The sequence below is a fragment of the Nostoc sp. DSM 114167 genome (genome assembly GCF_052692655.1).
Genome location: NZ_CP195116.1, coordinates 4,264,024 through 4,280,965 on the forward strand (window position 1 = coordinate 4,264,024; position 16,942 = coordinate 4,280,965).

The window sequence follows — 16,942 nt, forward strand, 5'->3', positions numbered from 1 at the left end:
CATATTACAATAAAACGCCAAAAACCTGGTCGAGGTTGACCAGGTTTTATCGAGTTTACAGATTTCAAATTTTAAACTAATTAACTAACTGAAGGTTAATAACTAGGGTGGACTAAAAAACTAACAAACTCAGCATTCTTGCGTTTTTCCGCTTTAGGATTTGGCTTTGCCTTCTACATTAAGCTTTTTGCCACTTTTATCACATTTGATATGCTGAAATTTGCTTGGGCTGATGACGAGGGGACACTAAGTCATTGACCCTTTTGTTTGGTTTTATTTTGTTTGGTGTCCTACTATCTAAATTATCACTTACATTTGTGAGTTGCAACCCTTGGTTTACGAAAGTTGACGTTTTGTTAGATTTTGCAATCTAGAGGCATAAATTTGATCCCCGACCCTCTTTTGAAGAAAGTTAAAGGGATCTTGAATAGATTAAGCATAGAAACCAAACTACATTGTCATCAATTCCACATAATCTGATTGTCATCCAGATGATCGGTGACAATAGGACTAATGGCATCAATTTCTGCCAATTCGGCTGTAGAAAGCTTGATTTGGGCGGCTAATGCATTGAAAGAGTGCTTGTTCGGGATAACCCCCTCTAGCGATATCTGGCGACAAGCCGCTATGACGCGTCTAGGCGTTTGTTTGAGGTTGAGCAATTAACCAGGCTAAAGCTAACTGAACAAGGGTACAATTATTAAGAAGGGTTATAGGACGCAGTTTTTCTAGCAGTTGTTGGGCACGTTCAAAGTTTCGCCTTGAAACAGTTTATTTTTAGCACGGTTGTCTGTTGGGTCAAATTTCTGACCGAGAGTAAATCTTCCTGTTAACAACTCCTGTGCTAAAGGCGAATAAGCAAGAATAGAAATATTGTTTTCGATACAATAGGGCAATGCATCTTGTTCTACCTGTCTCCAGAATAAAGAATAGGGTGGTTGTAAACTATCAATATGTCTATAACTTGCTGCTTCTGCTAACTGAACGCCAGAAAAATTGGAAACACCGATCGCTTTCCTAATTTATTGCCTTAGACAGGTTCGCACTTTATCAGTCTTAGCTTCAAATTAAATCAGAGTTACAGTAGATACCGATGGAATTGACTACAACTTTTCATGCTCTCAAAGAATGGGCAGTTGCCATAAATGCCTTAGAAAATGGCAATACAATTATGTTGCTCCGCAAAGGCGGTATCCACGAACGAAATGGACATTTCCAAGTTGCTCACAAGCAAATTCTGCTTTATCCTACTTATGAACATCAACAAGCTTTCATGCTGAAAGCTGAATATGCCAATAATGTCTATCCAGTAACATCAGGCTGGCATCCTGAAACAGTTCGCATTGGTAGTTGGGCTGAAATTACAGATATTTTGCCCTGTAGTGACGAATCTATTGTCAACAACTTACTTCCCTTCCATATTTGGAACGAGCATTTTATTAGCGATCGCCTCAAATGGAAAGCACGTCAGCCCCTTTATATTCTGCTTCTGCGGACATATAAACTATCGCAAGAGCTAGAAATTCCCTATTACGCCAAATACGCTGGCTGCAAGTCATGGATTGATTTAGATCGAGAAATTCAGTTGCAAACAGCACAACCAGTTTTATCTAACTTTGCATACAGCCAACTAGTAGAGACAATTCGCGAGATTGTCGGCGATAAGTTGTATGCTCCATCCTTCTAATAACCCAATTTGTTGCCCAAATCCCTGGCTTTTTAAAGAAGTTGGGGATTTAAATTTAGCTTATAGATAAATACGAAATTGTTTCTTGTCATCAAACGGACGATTGTATACAATAGACCTCTTGCATAAGTCGAATAGACCCCCCTTAATCCCCCCGATATATTGGGGGGAAACTTAAAATCTTGCCCCCTCCCCAACACATACGGGGAGGCTTGGGGAGGGGTGATTCAAGGATTTTTGCAAGAGGTCTAATCAACATCAAAATAGATTTTATATTGTTTGCTCTGAGTGTTTAATCAACGGAACTTTATAACTAATACTAATTCAATTAATGATTGCAACACATCCTTGGGTAAAGTAAAGACGCGATGAATCGCGTCTCTACAAGTAGACCATTTGTCGCATTCTTTTTTCCGATTGCTATAACTTCTAGAATCTACGCTTATATAGCTGTTGCCAGTAGAGTTAGGACACAGCAGATTTGAGAACAGATTCCATAGCTGGTCGTAAATCAGAACAAGAGGATAAGATGTGGCGAATACGACATTTAAGCCAAGCCCAACACTTTTCAATGCGGTTGAGGTCTGGAGAATAAGGCGGCAAATATAATAACTGACAACCTGCCTGCTCAATCAATTGGGCAATACGTCCGCCATGATGAAAGGTGGCATTATCAAGAATAATCACTTGTCCTGGTTGGAGTACAGGAATTAAGCAAGTGGAAACCCAAGTTTCAAAAACTATTCGATTACAAGCTCCTTCCACAGTAAATGGTGCCATCAACTGTTGTTGGCAGTAGGCAGCAATCATATTGACCCGACCCGTTCTGCGTCCTGACTTGAGTGCTTCAAACCTTTGACCTCGTTGACACCAGCCATAACCGTAATCATCCCGTGCATCCATTCCTGATTCATCTATATACACTCGTTGTGACTCTGGAATTAAATCTAATTGCTGGATAAAAATGGCACGTTTAGCCTGATCTCGTTCTCGGTATCCATAAGACTTTTTTTTCGAGACCAACCTATTTTTTTCAACCCTCGTGAAATCGTCCTCGGACTGATCTGACCTGACCATAGCTGTGCCATTTGCACTTGTGTCTTGTCCCCGTGCATTTGAGCAAACTGACTAAACTCCTCCCAATCTATAATTTTGGCGTTTGTTTTCTGGGGACGAGTCGGCTTAGGCTGGTAGTCTCCAGTTTCCGCCTGCCTTTGTAGCCATAGATTTATGGTGTTGCGACTGATTTGGAATACTTGCGCCGCCTCAGTTTTGGTCATGCCATCTAATACGATCGCATTGATTACTTTTTGTCTTAAATCATAACTGTAGGGTTTTGGCATCGACTGTATTTAATTTTCTCTTTTACCTTCTCAGTTTACGTCCTAACAGTCTTGTCCGTTGCTATATATCTCAGCAGAAAAACAAATAGTCTGATTGCCAACCCCAGCCAAAATAGTAGTGATTGTTACACACGATCGCAAAAAACGCGGATAACATGAGAAAAATCTCACCCAATAACCAAGGTGAGCCAAGGCTGTTTATCTTTATGTCCCGTTAGCAGCTGTCTTCCAGGCTATGAGTTATTAAGCAATTATCTCGCAGTGGATAGAACTTAATTACATTTTGTCTAAAGTACTAGGCAAAAATTATCCCCAAGGGTGATAATTAGCTTGACAAAGATCAGCTGTTATGCATCATTAGCTAAAAGCAAAGGAGTTTGCAATGCATCGACAAATGTGCTGGTTATCTAAGTCTGGTGGCGATGGAGAGAAAATTTTGTATTTGCAGACAGAACCTAATCAACCTTGGCGTCCTTACACAGCTTTTGGACATTTTGCAGTCCCAGATTATCAAATACCAGGTGGCTCTAAGGGTTGGGCAACTTATCAAAAACTTTTGAAAGCAGGTTGGACACTAGTACCTAGCGCACGGGCAAACGAGTTTGGCAGCAGCAGCTACGCAGAGTCAACAATCCAAAATCAATAGTCATTTGTGATTTGTCACTTGTCATTAGTTATTTTTTGCCTCCTAGCGTCTTCCTCACAAACCTCTGGGGGAACCTTCACCGCGAGGATCGGCGGCTCCTTCTAAAATTCCATCAGATGTAACAGCGATCGCGTTACCATTACCCCAAGGAGTAGTTTCCTTAATTTTGTGCCCCCGACGCCGTAAGTCTTGCAAAGTCAGAGCATCCAAGCCCCAGGATTCAACGCGCAACTCATCTGGCAGCCATTGATGATGTATGCGTGGAACAGAAATAGCCGCACCAACATCCATGTTGTATTCCAGCACATTCAGGATTACCTGCAAAACCTGAGTGATGATGGTGCTACCACCAGGCGCACCTGCTGCCATCCGAAAATGACCATTTTCTGTGACAATTGTGGGAGTCATACTGGATAGAGGAGTTTTGCGGGGTGCAATGCTGTTGGCATCATTACCAACTAAACCAAAAGCATTAGGCACTCCTGGCGCAGCAGCAAAATCATCCATCTCATTGTTGAGAATAATTCCAGTTCCCGGTGTCACCACACCAGCACCAAAACTAAGATTAATGGTGAAAGTCAGACTGACGGCGTTGTGTTCTTCATCAACAACATTTAGATGAGTGGTTTGGAGAGATTCATGCGGAAGACAAGGGGATGAAGGAAGACGCAGACATTTTGAATTTAAATCTCCTGGCTTGACTTCGGTGGAGGGTCGAGCCATTTGCATATTAATTTCTTGACGGCGTTTTTTGGCGTAAGCTGGACTGAGCAGTTCTTGTACGGGGACTTTGACAAAATCAGGATCGCCTAAATATTTTGAGCGATCGCTGTAAGCAATCTTCATTGCTTCTACCATTAAATGTATCGCGTCTGGATGATGCCATCCTAAAGATTTTAAATCAGTGTCACCGATAATATTTAAAATCTGCAATAAGTGAATGCCTCCTGATGATGGTGGTGGCATTGAGCAAATTTTAGCTTTGCGGAAGTTGCCACAAACGGGAGTACGCCAGATTGGTTTGTAGGCTTTCAGGTCTTCGAGAGAAATTAAACCACCATTTTTTACCATATCAGAAGCGATCGCTTGAGCAATACTTCCGGTGTAAAAACTTTGGGGATTTTCGGCAATTGCTGTTAAAGTGCGTGCCAAATCGCGCTGCACCAGTTTTTCCCTTGGTTGATAAAATTCACCATTGCGAGTGAAAATTTCTCGCGCTGCGGGATTCTTGAGAATTGCTTCCTGGCGCTGGTTGAGCCTCTGGGTTAGCACATTGCCAAGAATAAAGCCATCTTTAGCGAGTGCGATCGCAGGTTTCATTACCTCTTGCCAAGAAAGTTTACCATAGCGACGATGCACTTCATAAAGTCCTGCTACCGTTCCTGGTGTTGCTACTGCCAAATAACCATTAATACTTGCATTTGGACGGACTTTTCCTGCTGCATCTAGATACATATTTCTGGTAGCTTTCAGGGGTGCGCGTTCGCGGAAATCGAGCGCTTTGATCTCGCCAGTTTTCTCAGAGTGCATCAGCAAAAATCCGCCGCCGCCGATTCCCGCCGAAAAAGGCTCAACTACAGAAAGTGCAAAGGTTGTGGCTACAGTTGCATCTACTGCGTTACCACCTTTGCGTAACATCAAAATTCCCGCTTCACTTGCTAGGGGATGGGCTGAAACCACCATCCCCTTCTTGCTGCGTAGGGGTAAAGTTAAGGCTGCTGATGCAACTTGACTGTAAAGTAAGACGGTGAAAGAAAAGATTGCGATTGCAACTCGCTTGGGTTTAGCAACAGCAAGCTTTTTTATACCATTACTCATAGAAGATTATATCTATTTAGCATCTTGGTGTACTTAATTTATCAGATTTTGATAACCATTGTTTGCGTAGCTTGCCGCCGTAGACATCGCTCTCCTACCCCCGCTTGAACGATTATAAATATGAAGAGTATGCAAAGATTTTTTGAAAAGATAGACATCTAAGTAAATATTCGATATTTAATTATTGTCAGGTTATTTTGATGTTTCCTATTTTCCAGATAGAAATTCCAGGGCGATGCCTACGGTGGCAAGCTATGCTGACAACGAATGCATAAAAATTTCCTGTTTTGTGCTGTCTCAAGTGTTCCCTACCTATTTTGAAACTAGTAAGACTTATGCGTTGACAAACCAACTAAATTTTGTACAGTGCTTAAGACTTAGATAGTCTTCAATACTGGGATAGTAATGTTTGCAAGCGAATTAAAGGGGAAATCTTTAATGAACAATTTGCCGCTCTATCTAAAGACTGAATAGAGTATGCCGAAAGCTGCAACTTTTGGCACATTATTTGTGCCGTCAAATAGCATTAATAGCATTAACTCAATTATTGACAACTAAAGTTACTCTAAAAATCGATTCAGGTAGGAAAAACTTATGGCAATTACCATTGGAACCAACGGTAACGATATCCTACAGGGCACTTCTGATGATTTCTACAAAGCCCTAACCACCGTAACTGGTGGCGGTGGCAAGGATATATTTGCTTACAGCGTTGATGAAGTAGGTTCTTTTGTCAGTATAATAACTGATTTTAGTGGAGTAGGTAAAGGAACAAACCCCACAGCAGAAGTCATTGCTGAAGTGGATACCCTAAATTTCCAGAGCAATAATGGCTTCACTGCCCAAAACTTGCTCCTCACCCAGAATGGCAACAATCTGGAAATCAACTTCCAAGGGTTTACTTTTCGCAAAATTATTTTGGAAAATTTTGCCCTAGAAAGCCTGGATAACCTCACCAAATCCACTGGAGCCAGTGTAGATTTGGGCAATATTCTGTTTTATGGGCAAACTACCATCACCGACAGCTTTGATGTCTTCAATGCTAACTCCACCCAAAGCACTGTCTTTAAAAAAAACACAGTCACCTTCCTAAACGACCTATCTAACAATGTTAGTGGATTTGACGATTCAAATGATGTCATCAATGGTCAAGGGGGTGATGACATTATTGAAGGCTTAAGTGGCAATGACCTTTTGAGAGGTGGTGCGGGCAATAATACTCTCAACGGTGGTGTTGGTGACGACTCTTTGGATGCTAACTTCCCCTCAGGCAATAATCTGCTTAATGGTGGCAATGGCAATGATTCTCTGACAGCCTCTGGCAGCTACGAGTACTCCTACTACTCCGCCTATGAGGGCGCAAAAGTCGACGATCGCTCTTTAGGTAATAATACCCTCAACGGTGGTGTTGGTGATGATACTTTAAATGCTAGTGGTTCATTTGGCGATAACCTCTTAGATGGGGGCGATGGCAATGATTCTCTCTCCATCTCTGGGAGGGAAAACAGCAGTGGATACAGTAGTGGGGAGCAAACATCGTCTAACTCTCGCTCAGATGGCGATAACACCCTCAACGGTGGTGTTGGGGATGATACTTTAAATGCTAGTGGCTCATCAGGCGATAACCTCTTAGATGGAGGCGACGGCAATGATTCTCTCTCCATCCTTGGGGGTAGAAGTAGTGCGGAGTAGACATTGTCTAACTCTGAATCAGATGGCGATAACACCCTCAACGGTGGTGCTGGTGATGATACTTTAAATGCTAGTGGTTCATCAGGCGATAACCTGCTTTTTGGAGGCGATGGCAATGATTTTCTAAATATCTCTGGCTATGTTTACCTATATACTGACAACTACTCCAACTCTCGCTCATCTGGCAAGAACCTCCTCTCTGGGGGCGATGGCAATGATACTCTAACAGCCTCTGGTGGCACTGGTAATAACACCCTCAACGGTGGTAATGGCGATGATAGCCTTACAGGCGGTAGTGGTAACGATAGCCTCACAGGCGGCGGTGGTAAGGATAAATTTGTTTACAACGGCTTAGTCAGAAACACGATTGGCGAAATAAGCACATACCCGATTAATACTGGCACTCATACGATCGCCGATTTCGGTGGAGTAGGTAAAGGAACAAACCCCACAGCAGCAGTCATAGCCGAAGTGGATACTCTGATATTCCAGGACAATATTGGCTTCACTGCCGACAATTTGCTTCTCACCCAGAATGGCACAAGTTTAGAAATCAGCTTTCAAGGATATGGTGATACCAGATTCATCCTGGAAAACTTTGCCCTGTCCAACCTTGATAACCTCACCAAATCTACTGGAGCCAGTGTAGATTTGGGCAATATTCTGTTTTATGGGCAAACTACGATCGCCGACAGCTTTGATGTCTTCGATGCCAACTCCACCCAAAGCACTGTGTTTAGAAAAAATACAGTCACCTTCCTAAACGACCTATCTAACAATGTTAGTGGATTTGACAATTCAAATGATGTCATCAATGGTCAAGGGGGTAATGACATTATTGAAGGCTTAAGTGGCAATGATATTTTGAGGGGTGGCAATGGCAATAATACTCTCAACGGTGGCGATGGCAATGATACTCTCAATGGTGGCATCGACAATAACACCCTCAATGGCGGGAATGGCGATGATTCTTTAAATTTCTACTCCCTATCTACGTTAGTGACTCAAACAGTAGACGGGGGAACAGGTAACGACACTTTGTCTTTCAGTTATGGCAGTGCTACCACAGGAATTACTTCAACTTTTGATGCGACTACTAACATTGGAGTAATTTCTTCGACGGCAGACACAACAGTGTTTAACTACAAGAATATCGAACAATTAAATATCACAGGTACAGACTACAATGATTATCTTGTGGGAAGCAATGGTAATGATACGCTCCGTTCAGGCAATGGTAACGATACAATAGATGGCGGCGCTGGTGAAGATTTCTTGGATATTAGTCTTTCAACAGGGAATCACCTTCTCAATGGAGGCAATGGCAATGATTCTTTACAGGCCTTGAGTTCCATTGAGGACGAATTCGGAAATTATGTTAAGGATAGCGTATCTGGAAATAACACCCTCAATGGTGGTGCTGGTAACGATATATTGTATGTTTCCGGTTCAGCAGACGACAATCTATTAGATGGGGGCGATGGTAATGATTTTCTCTCTGTCTTTTCTGACGCCTCTGGTGAGAACACCCTCAACGGTGGTGTTGGTAACGATACATTGGATGTTTCCGGTTCAACAGGCAATAATCTATTAGATGGGGGCGATGGTAATGATTCCCTGAGAGCCTCTTATGCGACTGGTAATAACACCGTCATAGGTGGCAATGGTGATGATACCCTCACAGGTGGCATTGGCGATGCTATCCTCATTGGTGGCAAGGGTAACGATCGCCTCTTTGGGGAAGGTGGTACTGATACCTTTGTTTTCAATAGTTTCGATGAAGGTCTCGATTTGATACGTGACTTCGGGGCGATTAATGAACCGAATGAAATAATTCAAGTGTCGGCTGCTGGTTTTGGTGGCAGTTTATCAGCAGGTGTACTTCAGGCAAGTCAGTTTACACTTGGAGAATCTGCAACCACTCTTCTCCAGCGATTTATTTATAACTCCACTACAGGTGCATTGTTCTTTGATCGAGATGGTAGTGCAGGTGCATTTACTCAAGTACAATTTGCCGGATTATCTCCTGGGTTGTCACTAACGAACAACAATTTTGTGGTTGTTTAATCGTTATCCTCGATGTAATTGATTGACACTCCCCGACCTGAAGGTACGGGGATTCTGTAATCTACCTTGTCACTTGCTCTAATAGGCTCTCGCCTAAAAGAGTAGAGGTTACGAGTCCTACAGCGTTACTTCGCTTGTGCCCCAAGCTAGCTTGTCTTGCAAGATTCAAAATGTTAATTGTTTGGGTTAGCTTGTTGATGTAGCAAACTTTGCGGTTCTAGATTTTTTTCCCTTGAGGTTTTGATAGTGCTTGTAGTTCTTCCCAACTATAATGACTAGGTAATTCAATTGGTTTGCGATCTGCTCCTAATCCTAAGCCTACTGTTGGCTGGAGTTCTTCAATGAATTGCTCGGTGTATCCTGCCAGTTCATTGGCTGCAACTCCAAGTGCGATCGCACCTGCAACGCCACCAATTGCAGCACCAACTTTACCACCAATTGAGCGGCCTAGTGCGGCTCCTGCAATTCCGCCTCCGGCTGCTCCCAATCCTGTTGCAATAGAATGAGTATTTGAGGGTGTTTGATTTTCATTTTCTCGGTTAGAAATAGAGTGTTCTTCGTTCATAATCTGTTTCTCCTTGAAACTATAATCAGCATGAAACTACTTCTTGCTCAGGTGTACTAGCTTTCTACTTCAATCGTTTAGCTATGCGTCAAAGAAGCGCTGCTGCAAGCAGATCGCCAACACGCAATGCATTCGCCATAATCGTAAGCGTGGGGTTAACTCCCGAATTTGACGGAAAGAAACTACTATCTACAACATAAAGATTCTCGACATCATGGGCACGACAATTTAGATCCAGGACTGAGGTTTTGGGATCTGTGCCAAATCGACAACTACCGCATTGATGAGCAACTGCTTGTTCAGGTATATGAGTGCGGGGATAAATGCTAAATGGCAGGACGTGTTTGGCAGAATCAGGAATTGACTTGAGTACAGATGTCCAGCGATGAATTAAGCGATCGCTTGCTTCGGTATTGTTCAGTGTATAGTCAACATGAATCTTGTCGCCCACAACCCGAATCCGATTATTGGGGTCTGGTAAATCTTCTGTCTGCAACCACCAGCCAACGGATCGCTCGGCCAGCAAATGGCGCTCAAAATGAGGAATCAGCTTGATAAATGGAGCCATCAGTGGGGGTGCTTCACCGGGAATCATATCAGCTAGGACATTACCTGTATTCTGAATCATGCCCATCGGATAAGGAAAATCTGGCTCTCCCCAGTAAAAATCGTTGACAGCGATCGTTTTTTGAAAGTTGGCGTGATTCACCTCTAGATGTATGGAAACTATGGCTGTTTCCAGTTGTTTCATAAAATTCCGCCCCACTTGATCGGAACTATTTGCTAATCCGTTGGGATGTTTGTCATTAGCAGAGCGTAACAGCAAAGCAGCTGAGTTGACAGAACCACAGGCAACAACCACAATATCGCCTGCAAACCAATGTTGCTCTTTTGCAATTTCAGTTTCTACCTTCGTCACTTCTCGCCCCGACTCACTGGTATGCAGCCGCAAGACTTTAGTATTAGTTAAAAGAGTAACATTGGCATATTTTTCACGAGCCGGACGAATGGCGTTGACATCAGCATCGGCTTTTGCGTGTACGAGACAAGGGTATCCATCAAAGGTATCGCAGCGAATGCAAGGGCTATTTAGGCGATCGCTTTCATTGAGCTTTAATCCTAGTGGTAAATGAAATGGGTAGTAACCCAGTTCCCGGATGCCATCAGCAAGGGACTGCATATCTGGCTCATGACTCACTGGCGGATAGGGATATGGTTCGCTGCGAGGTGGTTCTGTGGGGTCTTCTCCTTCCTGACCATGCACGTCATATAGCTTTTCTGCTTGGGTGTAGTATGACTCAAAGTCTTGATACTTCAAAGGCCATTCTGGAGAAATTCCTTCTTTATGAATTACCCTTTCAAAATCTCGCTCCCGGAATCTAATTAGGGCTGCACCGTAGAGTTTGGTATTGCCACCAACCCAATAGCCTGTCTGAGGTTGAAAGGCTTTACCTTCCTTGTTATACCATTGCTCATCAGTATGGTAACGATGTTTTTGATAGACTTCCTCTGGATTCCAGTTAGCTTTCTCTCTCGGTAAAAAGTCGCCTCTTTCCAGTACTAGAATTTTTTTACCTGTGGGTGCAAGGCGGTGAGCTAATGTACCTCCACCGGCTCCTGTACCGATAATAATGATATCGTAATGTTCTGTGATGCTAGTCATAATTGATAATTGGTAATTTCATATTAATTACGGTTTAATTTCTTTGATGCCACAAATTAATTTGGCAATCTTTTAATTTACTTTATAAGTTTTTTCAAAATTTGAATACTTTTAAAAATATGTTTTAAAAGTGTCGTATAACACATTAAATTCTGATCTTAACCCCCAAAATCCCCTTGTAAAGGAGGGATTTAAGAGATTATTCCCCACCATTTACAAGGGCTACCGTGTATACACAAGTCGAATCACCCCCCTTAATCTCCCCTTATAAAGGGGGGAAACAGAACAAATGTTGTTCCCTCCCCTTTATAAGGGGAGGGTTAGGGTGGGGTAAAACCAAGATTTATCAACTACTTGAGACTTGTGTATGCACCGTAGATTTACAAGGGGGGTTAGAGGGGGTATTAGACACTTTGACCAATAACTATAGCTTTTCAAACACCCTTTAAAGACAGATTATTATGCTTAGATTAAAGCTTGAATTACAATATTACTTCTCTCTAATGGATTAATATTTATTTATGCCTAAAGACAGGTTCTTATTTCATTTTAATTTCATTTTTTATTTTTATTGTGTGAATTAGTCATGTAATATATTTACAAAAATAGTAAATAAATTTTGCTTGGCATTTAAGGAAGCTATTAATTCGATGGTGTTATAAAAGATTTATCTTGAACAAAAATAGTATTTTAGTGCAATCTATATCTATGGTTCAATGTTAATGGAGATCGATATAGTAAAAATTAGCTTTATAATCATTAACTTCAATATTGTATTTAGTAACTGATGAGAATAGTTGAAAATTTTACACTTAGTTTGTTGCCCGATATTAAGTAGACATTGGCAATACTTTTAGTATTAATTTATACCTGATATTTATCGTCAGTAGCCAAGTTAAATAACAGGAGATTTCTATGCCTGAAGCCATTGAGATTTATGACGATCGCCTGCGTGCTATTGTACGCCCAGAAGCCTCACTTCAAAAGCTTGCCAACGGTGCAGTCCATAGCGAGGGGCCTGTTTACTTCCATGAAGATGACAGTGTTGTGTGGAGCGATGCTCACGGTAATCGCCTGTTGCGGTGGAGTGCTACTGACAATGTGACTGTCCTACGAGATCCATCTGATTACCAAAGCGGTAATTACCGTGACTTAGAGGGTCGTCTGGTTGCTTGTTCCTCTGGTTTGCGTGCTATTATCCGACGCGAACAAAATGGTGAATGGAAGGTTTTAGTCGATCGCTACCAAGACAAACGCCTGAACAGTCCAAATGATTTGGTAGTCAAAAGTGACGGTACAATTTGGTTCACCGATCCGCCTTATGGGATTACCGAGCCAAATCAAGGTTACGGCGGCGAACAGGAACAACCCGGAAGTTACGTGTATCGCTTTGACCCAGAAACAGGTGAGATTTATCCTGTAGTAACAGACATGGTACGCCCTAATGGGTTGGCTTTCAGTCCAGACGAAAGCCTTTTATATGTTTCAGATACAGCTGCGTTTAATATTCCTGGGGGGCCTCATCATATTCGTGTTTATAAGGTTGTAGGCGAGCGCTATGTAAAGAATGGGCGTGTATTTGCAGTCATTGAGCCAGGACAACCGGATGGACTGCGGGTTGACGAACATGGCAATGTTTTTACTACCTCTCAAGATAGCGTGCAGATATACGCCCCCGATGGAACTCGCTTAGGAAAAATTTTTGTACCGGAGACATCAGCTAACCTGACTTTCGGTGGTCAAGAAGGCGATTCCCTTTCAGGGACACTTCGTGAACGCTTATTTATCACAGCCGGTCATTCGTTATATGCTATCAACCTTAATACTCGTGGTGTACAACTATGATTTATCAATTTGGGTTGGGTGTAGCGTTAAGCGGAGCTATTCCGAAGGAACTCGCTTTTTTCCTAGCTGCATTTAATTTCCCACAGCTCAGTCCACACTTGTTAAGTTCACTTTCTCCGGTGTATCCTGACGGATTCCCAGGATTGGCACTTTTACTTCTCAGAGTTAGCCTTGGCTGGTTGTTTATACTACACGGCTATCCCAAGATAACGCATCTTCGACGGTGGGCTGAGTCTCTAAAAATGCCTGTTTTTCTTTGCTTTTTATCAGCTGCATCGATGTTAGGTGGTGGAATTTTTCTGATAATTGGATTCCTCACACTCTTAGCAACTTTGCCTATTCTCTGCTCAATGATTTTTGCAATATATTTGCACATCTCTGGAGGTAAGCCTTTTGTCGCTCAAGATCCATACTTAATTCCTCCAGAACAGTATCAAGGTGCTTTAGGACAAGGTGAACCCCCAAGTTGGGAAAAGGCTTTTATGTATTGCGTTATGCTAATTGCGATCGCAGTTTTAGGCCCTGGTGCTTATTCGCTTGATGCTTTGATTTTTGGAAGGTGAATCATCATATTTATGATTCAGTTATTAACAACGCCACATCATAAAATTTAAACTTCTGATCTACAGTAATTATTGTTAGACCTTCTACCAAAGCCTGAGCAATTAACATCCGATCAAAAGGATCTTTATGATACATTGGCAAATCAGCAACTTTTATTCCATGTGCCAACGTAATTGCTAAAACCTCTAATCGACTAAAGCGCAAAGCCTCCTCTAAATTACTAGGAGCTATTAACTTTCCTAAAGACTGTTTAATCGAAATTTCCCAAGCACTAATAGCACTGACAAAAATTAAATTTTCAGGATTAGTAATTACTTCTCGTACCTGATTTGACAACTTAGAATCATTTGCTAAAAACCATAGCAGGATATGAGTATCTAGCAGAAAACTCATTGATCTTCCCCATAAAAAGCAGCAATCACCTCTTCGGAAGTTTCATCAAAATCATCAGAAATCTTAACCTGTCCTTGCCAAAAACCTGCAACTCTGGGTTCTAAGATATCTTCACTAATCATCACCATCGAGCCATGATTTAAACTTGCTTTTTCAACTATAGACTCTGCTTGAGACAGAGGTAAAACCTTTGCCCAAGGAACCCCTTGACGAGTTAGCGTAATTTCAACATTATTTTGGATATCTGATAATAACTCAAGTAAATTATCAGATAAGTAAGCAATATCGAAAGTTTTTTCTGACATTTTTATTTATGTCCTACCTCACTACAAGTATTATAGCCAATCAACGATCCATCGCTTCCCACATCAAGATTCCGCAATTAGCAATATTGCGTGTCCATCAGGATCTTTAACTAAATAACCTTGGCGGTAAGGAAAAGAGCGATCGCTAAACTGTACAATCCGCGACGATATAAACTGAACTTTGTTACGCCGTAGCTTATCTACAAACTGTTCAAGATTATTTACAACAAGCTCAATTTGGATATGTGCAATATCGCAACTTTTCCAGTCACTCGGTATTGGGCGGCCTTTTTCAGGCACAATATAGTCTAACAGTTCAATTCCCACACCATCTTGAACAGGTCGTAGTGCTGTAATTTTGACTTCGGCTCCTGGTAAATTATCCAAGCGAGATTGGGTTGCACCCCAGTTGAGACTGCGGCTATCAATTTGCATTCCCAGGAGGTTGCAGTAGAAGTGTAGACTCTGCTCGGTATTGGAAATAGCGATCGCGCTATGATCGATTCCCAAAAACAAGCTATGACTATTTTGATGCCACTTATCTTGTCCTTTATCAGGTGGAAACCAAATTAACTCTAAATCATGACCATCAGGGTCTTTAAACTTAAAAGCGCGGACACCACCAGATGCTTTATTCTCAGGTGGTATTGTCTGGGGAGCAACTGAAATTGGTTCAATGGGAAATGAACGCAAGTGAGTATAAGCACGATCCATATCACTCACGACAATTGCCAGATGTTGAAACCACAAGTCATTACTTTGTGAATCGCTGGGAATGGGTTTACCCTGAATATTAAGATACTCCATCAACTCGATCGGTTCATCACCTAATCGTAAAGTGACAATGCGAATTGTTGTCCCAGTCACACCTCCTAAGTCGCTGTAATCCTGTCCTTCAACAGTAATGTCAGAAACTAGTTCAAAAGCAAGTGCTTGTGTATAGAAATCCAAAGAGCGATTGCAGTTTGTCACTGTTAAGCCAATAGCTCTAATTCTTTGTACTTGTACATCGGTTTGACTTGACATATTCAACAGACTTTGTACTTATTATGTACTAGCTTCGCAAAAATTCAATATGAGTCTTGTATAAATCAATATCAAAAATATGATAAAATTTATCTCTAGCTGAAGAAAGACATGTAACTGAATTTATCCTTTAAAGATTTCATCCAATAATGAAATCGTGATGAAATTTTTATAGTTCTTTCGGTAGAAATATTTCTTAGACTTCTTGCAAAAGTGGAGAAAAGGGTAAGGGTTAAAGGGGAAAGCGGCTCATAAAAACCCTTTTCCCTTTAACCCCTCTTGCAAAAATTACTTTTGCAAGAGGTTTATTATCCCAATGGCTAGAGGCGTTAATTATTGCAAATCTCTAAAGTCATGCCAGAATCACCAAAATAGCTAGTCAAAGAAAACTTGCCGCTTGTTGGATACCTGCTGCTGGTATTCCCTGGTTTGTTGCCGTTTTTGGATGTGACTCAATAATTGCTAGAATTGCTAGCTTCAGGCGATCGTAAGGTTGCGGTTGATTAGTAGCAATTATGGTGCAACTCGCACAGGCTCCGACTATAGAGCAATCCTGTCGCTTGAGGTAGCGATCGGGGCAGTTAACTGACAGTTCAGAACCGCTATCTTTATCTAATTAAATAGTAACGAAAGATTAAGCATAGCAAATGACTGTGCGCCATCACTCAAAGTAATCTTTCTTAAGGCAAATAGATAAAAGTGAAGCGATGGAGTAAAATATTTGAATAAATTAAAACTGATTTAATTCAGAACAAATAATATGTTGAGTATACTTTGGGGTATTGTTGTTATACTGGTTGCTTTTTGGGCATTAGGACTGGCACTTCATATTGCCGGAAATCTCATTCATGCAGTGTTGCTTTTAGCTATTGGTCTTGCTATCTATAATTTTTTCAAAACGCGTGATGTGTGAATAAATATAGTATTTCTTCATCATGGTGAAGGTACATTATAGTCCCTTCCTCGCTTGCAAAGAGAGGTGAAGGATGCAGTTATTGTACCTCATTCATTATCTTGGCAATTGCAAACAATTGAAGAATTCAACTATTCTGAATTCAGGAGCAAAGCTGGAGATAATAGACTTATTGTATAAGTTGGGAAAAGGAGAAAAGGTTCTGCAAAAGTCCCTTTCCCCTTTCACCTTTACCCTTTTCCCCAAGAGTGCAAAAAGCACAAATGCCAAAAGGTCTAATGATGTATTGTGATGTATTGCAGTCTGCATAATACAGCAAAAATACTTTTGTAAGGCGGGCAAGACTTTGGCTTTGTTCAGTCGAATGCTGCCCACCTCCTAAGTAATTGGATGTTTTTATTTGAAAGTCCTCTGA

The 16,942-nt window shown here is 41.5% G+C and carries 14 protein-coding genes and 1 pseudogene; 7 read left to right on the forward strand and 8 right to left on the reverse strand.

Going from position 1 to position 16,942, the window contains the following annotated elements; translation table 11 throughout:
- Nucleotides 1-461: 461 nt before the first annotated feature.
- Nucleotides 462-1,016, reverse strand: a pseudogene (locus tag NSTC731_RS18260) (aldo/keto reductase); the annotation flags it as partial.
- 77 nt (nt 1,017-1,093) lie between these two features.
- Here NSTC731_RS18260 and NSTC731_RS18265 point away from each other — a divergent pair.
- A complete protein-coding gene (locus NSTC731_RS18265; RefSeq protein WP_445626186.1) occupies nt 1,094-1,687 on the forward strand; it encodes a DUF1802 family protein in 594 nt (197 codons plus the stop codon).
- Between the two features lie 465 nt (nt 1,688-2,152).
- Here NSTC731_RS18265 and NSTC731_RS18270 read toward each other — a convergent pair.
- A protein-coding gene (locus NSTC731_RS18270) for an IS630 family transposase (RefSeq protein ID WP_445626187.1) occupies nt 2,153-3,030 on the reverse strand; the annotation gives its coding sequence in 2 pieces (ribosomal slippage) (nt 2,153-2,698 and nt 2,701-3,030; 876 coding nt in all).
- Between the two features lie 382 nt (nt 3,031-3,412).
- On the opposite strand from NSTC731_RS18270, the gene NSTC731_RS18275 reads away from it, so the two are divergent.
- Nucleotides 3,413-3,676, forward strand: a complete 264-nt coding sequence (locus tag NSTC731_RS18275; RefSeq protein ID WP_292785151.1) for a hypothetical protein — start codon at nt 3,413-3,415, stop codon at nt 3,674-3,676.
- 54 nt (nt 3,677-3,730) lie between these two features.
- Here the strand turns inward: NSTC731_RS18275 and ggt are convergent, their stop codons facing one another.
- Nucleotides 3,731-5,494: a gamma-glutamyltransferase gene (ggt, locus tag NSTC731_RS18280; RefSeq protein WP_445626188.1), complete on the reverse strand. Its 1,764-nt coding sequence runs from the start codon at nt 5,492-5,494 to the stop codon at nt 3,731-3,733.
- 594 nt (nt 5,495-6,088) lie between these two features.
- Here ggt and NSTC731_RS18285 point away from each other — a divergent pair.
- Nucleotides 6,089-7,186 carry a calcium-binding protein gene (locus NSTC731_RS18285; protein ID WP_445626189.1) on the forward strand — a complete coding sequence of 366 codons (1,098 nt, stop codon included), beginning with the start codon at nt 6,089-6,091 and terminating at the stop codon, nt 7,184-7,186.
- A 3-nt stretch (nt 7,187-7,189) separates the two neighbouring features.
- Nucleotides 7,190-9,253, forward strand: coding sequence for a beta strand repeat-containing protein (locus NSTC731_RS18290; protein ID WP_445626190.1), 2,064 nt, complete (start codon nt 7,190-7,192; stop codon nt 9,251-9,253).
- A 217-nt stretch (nt 9,254-9,470) separates the two neighbouring features.
- Here NSTC731_RS18290 and NSTC731_RS18295 read toward each other — a convergent pair whose 3' ends face one another.
- Entirely contained in the window at nt 9,471-9,818 is a 348-nt protein-coding gene (locus NSTC731_RS18295) for a hypothetical protein (protein ID WP_445626191.1), read from the reverse strand.
- A gap of 88 nt (nt 9,819-9,906) precedes the next feature.
- Entirely contained in the window at nt 9,907-11,481 is a 1,575-nt protein-coding gene (locus NSTC731_RS18300; protein WP_445626192.1) for a GMC oxidoreductase, read from the reverse strand.
- Between the two features lie 915 nt (nt 11,482-12,396).
- Between NSTC731_RS18300 and NSTC731_RS18305 the strand changes: the two genes are divergently transcribed.
- Both NSTC731_RS18305 and NSTC731_RS18310 read left to right on the forward strand, forming a co-directional pair.
- Nucleotides 12,397-13,326, forward strand: a complete 930-nt coding sequence (locus NSTC731_RS18305; RefSeq protein WP_445626193.1) for an SMP-30/gluconolactonase/LRE family protein — start codon at nt 12,397-12,399, stop codon at nt 13,324-13,326.
- Nucleotides 13,323-13,889, forward strand: coding sequence for a DoxX family protein (locus tag NSTC731_RS18310; protein WP_445626194.1), 567 nt, complete (start codon nt 13,323-13,325; stop codon nt 13,887-13,889). Before NSTC731_RS18305 ends, NSTC731_RS18310 begins: the two co-directional genes overlap by 4 nt.
- Before the next feature lie 10 nt (nt 13,890-13,899).
- Here the strand turns inward: NSTC731_RS18310 and NSTC731_RS18315 are convergent, their stop codons facing one another.
- From NSTC731_RS18315 to NSTC731_RS18325, 3 genes are all read right to left on the reverse strand, one after another.
- The gene (locus NSTC731_RS18315; protein WP_445626195.1) at nt 13,900-14,283 is read right to left on the reverse strand and encodes a type II toxin-antitoxin system VapC family toxin; all 384 of its coding nucleotides are present in this window, start codon (nt 14,281-14,283) and stop codon (nt 13,900-13,902) included.
- Nucleotides 14,280-14,588 carry a type II toxin-antitoxin system Phd/YefM family antitoxin gene (locus NSTC731_RS18320; protein WP_445626196.1) on the reverse strand — a complete coding sequence of 103 codons (309 nt, stop codon included), beginning with the start codon at nt 14,586-14,588 and terminating at the stop codon, nt 14,280-14,282. The genes NSTC731_RS18315 and NSTC731_RS18320 overlap by 4 nt, the downstream gene beginning before the upstream one ends.
- A 63-nt stretch (nt 14,589-14,651) precedes the next feature.
- Nucleotides 14,652-15,614 carry a VOC family protein gene (locus tag NSTC731_RS18325; RefSeq protein WP_445626197.1) on the reverse strand — a complete coding sequence of 321 codons (963 nt, stop codon included), beginning with the start codon at nt 15,612-15,614 and terminating at the stop codon, nt 14,652-14,654.
- A gap of 760 nt (nt 15,615-16,374) precedes the next feature.
- Between NSTC731_RS18325 and NSTC731_RS18330 the strand changes: the two genes are divergently transcribed.
- Complete coding sequence (locus NSTC731_RS18330; protein ID WP_322670168.1) at nt 16,375-16,527, forward strand: lmo0937 family membrane protein; 153 nt, start codon at nt 16,375-16,377, stop codon at nt 16,525-16,527.
- The last annotated feature ends 415 nt before the right edge of the window (nt 16,528-16,942 follow it).

Bases quoted from the DNA above. Each gene is read 5' to 3' on its own strand.
- NSTC731_RS18265 (WP_445626186.1), top strand. From the start codon at position 1,094: ATGGAATTGACTACAACTTTTCATGCTCTCAAAGAATGGGCAGTTGCC.
- NSTC731_RS18275 (WP_292785151.1), top strand. From the start codon at position 3,413: ATGCATCGACAAATGTGCTGGTTATCTAAGTCTGGTGGCGATGGAGAG.
- ggt (WP_445626188.1), bottom strand. From the start codon at position 5,494: ATGAGTAATGGTATAAAAAAGCTTGCTGTTGCTAAACCCAAGCGAGTT.
- NSTC731_RS18285 (WP_445626189.1), top strand. From the start codon at position 6,089: ATGGCAATTACCATTGGAACCAACGGTAACGATATCCTACAGGGCACT.
- NSTC731_RS18295 (WP_445626191.1), bottom strand. From the start codon at position 9,818: ATGAACGAAGAACACTCTATTTCTAACCGAGAAAATGAAAATCAAACA.
- NSTC731_RS18300 (WP_445626192.1), bottom strand. From the start codon at position 11,481: ATGACTAGCATCACAGAACATTACGATATCATTATTATCGGTACAGGA.
- NSTC731_RS18305 (WP_445626193.1), top strand. From the start codon at position 12,397: ATGCCTGAAGCCATTGAGATTTATGACGATCGCCTGCGTGCTATTGTA.
- NSTC731_RS18310 (WP_445626194.1), top strand. From the start codon at position 13,323: ATGATTTATCAATTTGGGTTGGGTGTAGCGTTAAGCGGAGCTATTCCG.
- NSTC731_RS18315 (WP_445626195.1), bottom strand. From the start codon at position 14,283: ATGAGTTTTCTGCTAGATACTCATATCCTGCTATGGTTTTTAGCAAAT.
- NSTC731_RS18320 (WP_445626196.1), bottom strand. From the start codon at position 14,588: ATGTCAGAAAAAACTTTCGATATTGCTTACTTATCTGATAATTTACTT.
- NSTC731_RS18325 (WP_445626197.1), bottom strand. From the start codon at position 15,614: ATGTCAAGTCAAACCGATGTACAAGTACAAAGAATTAGAGCTATTGGC.
- NSTC731_RS18330 (WP_322670168.1), top strand. From the start codon at position 16,375: ATGTTGAGTATACTTTGGGGTATTGTTGTTATACTGGTTGCTTTTTGG.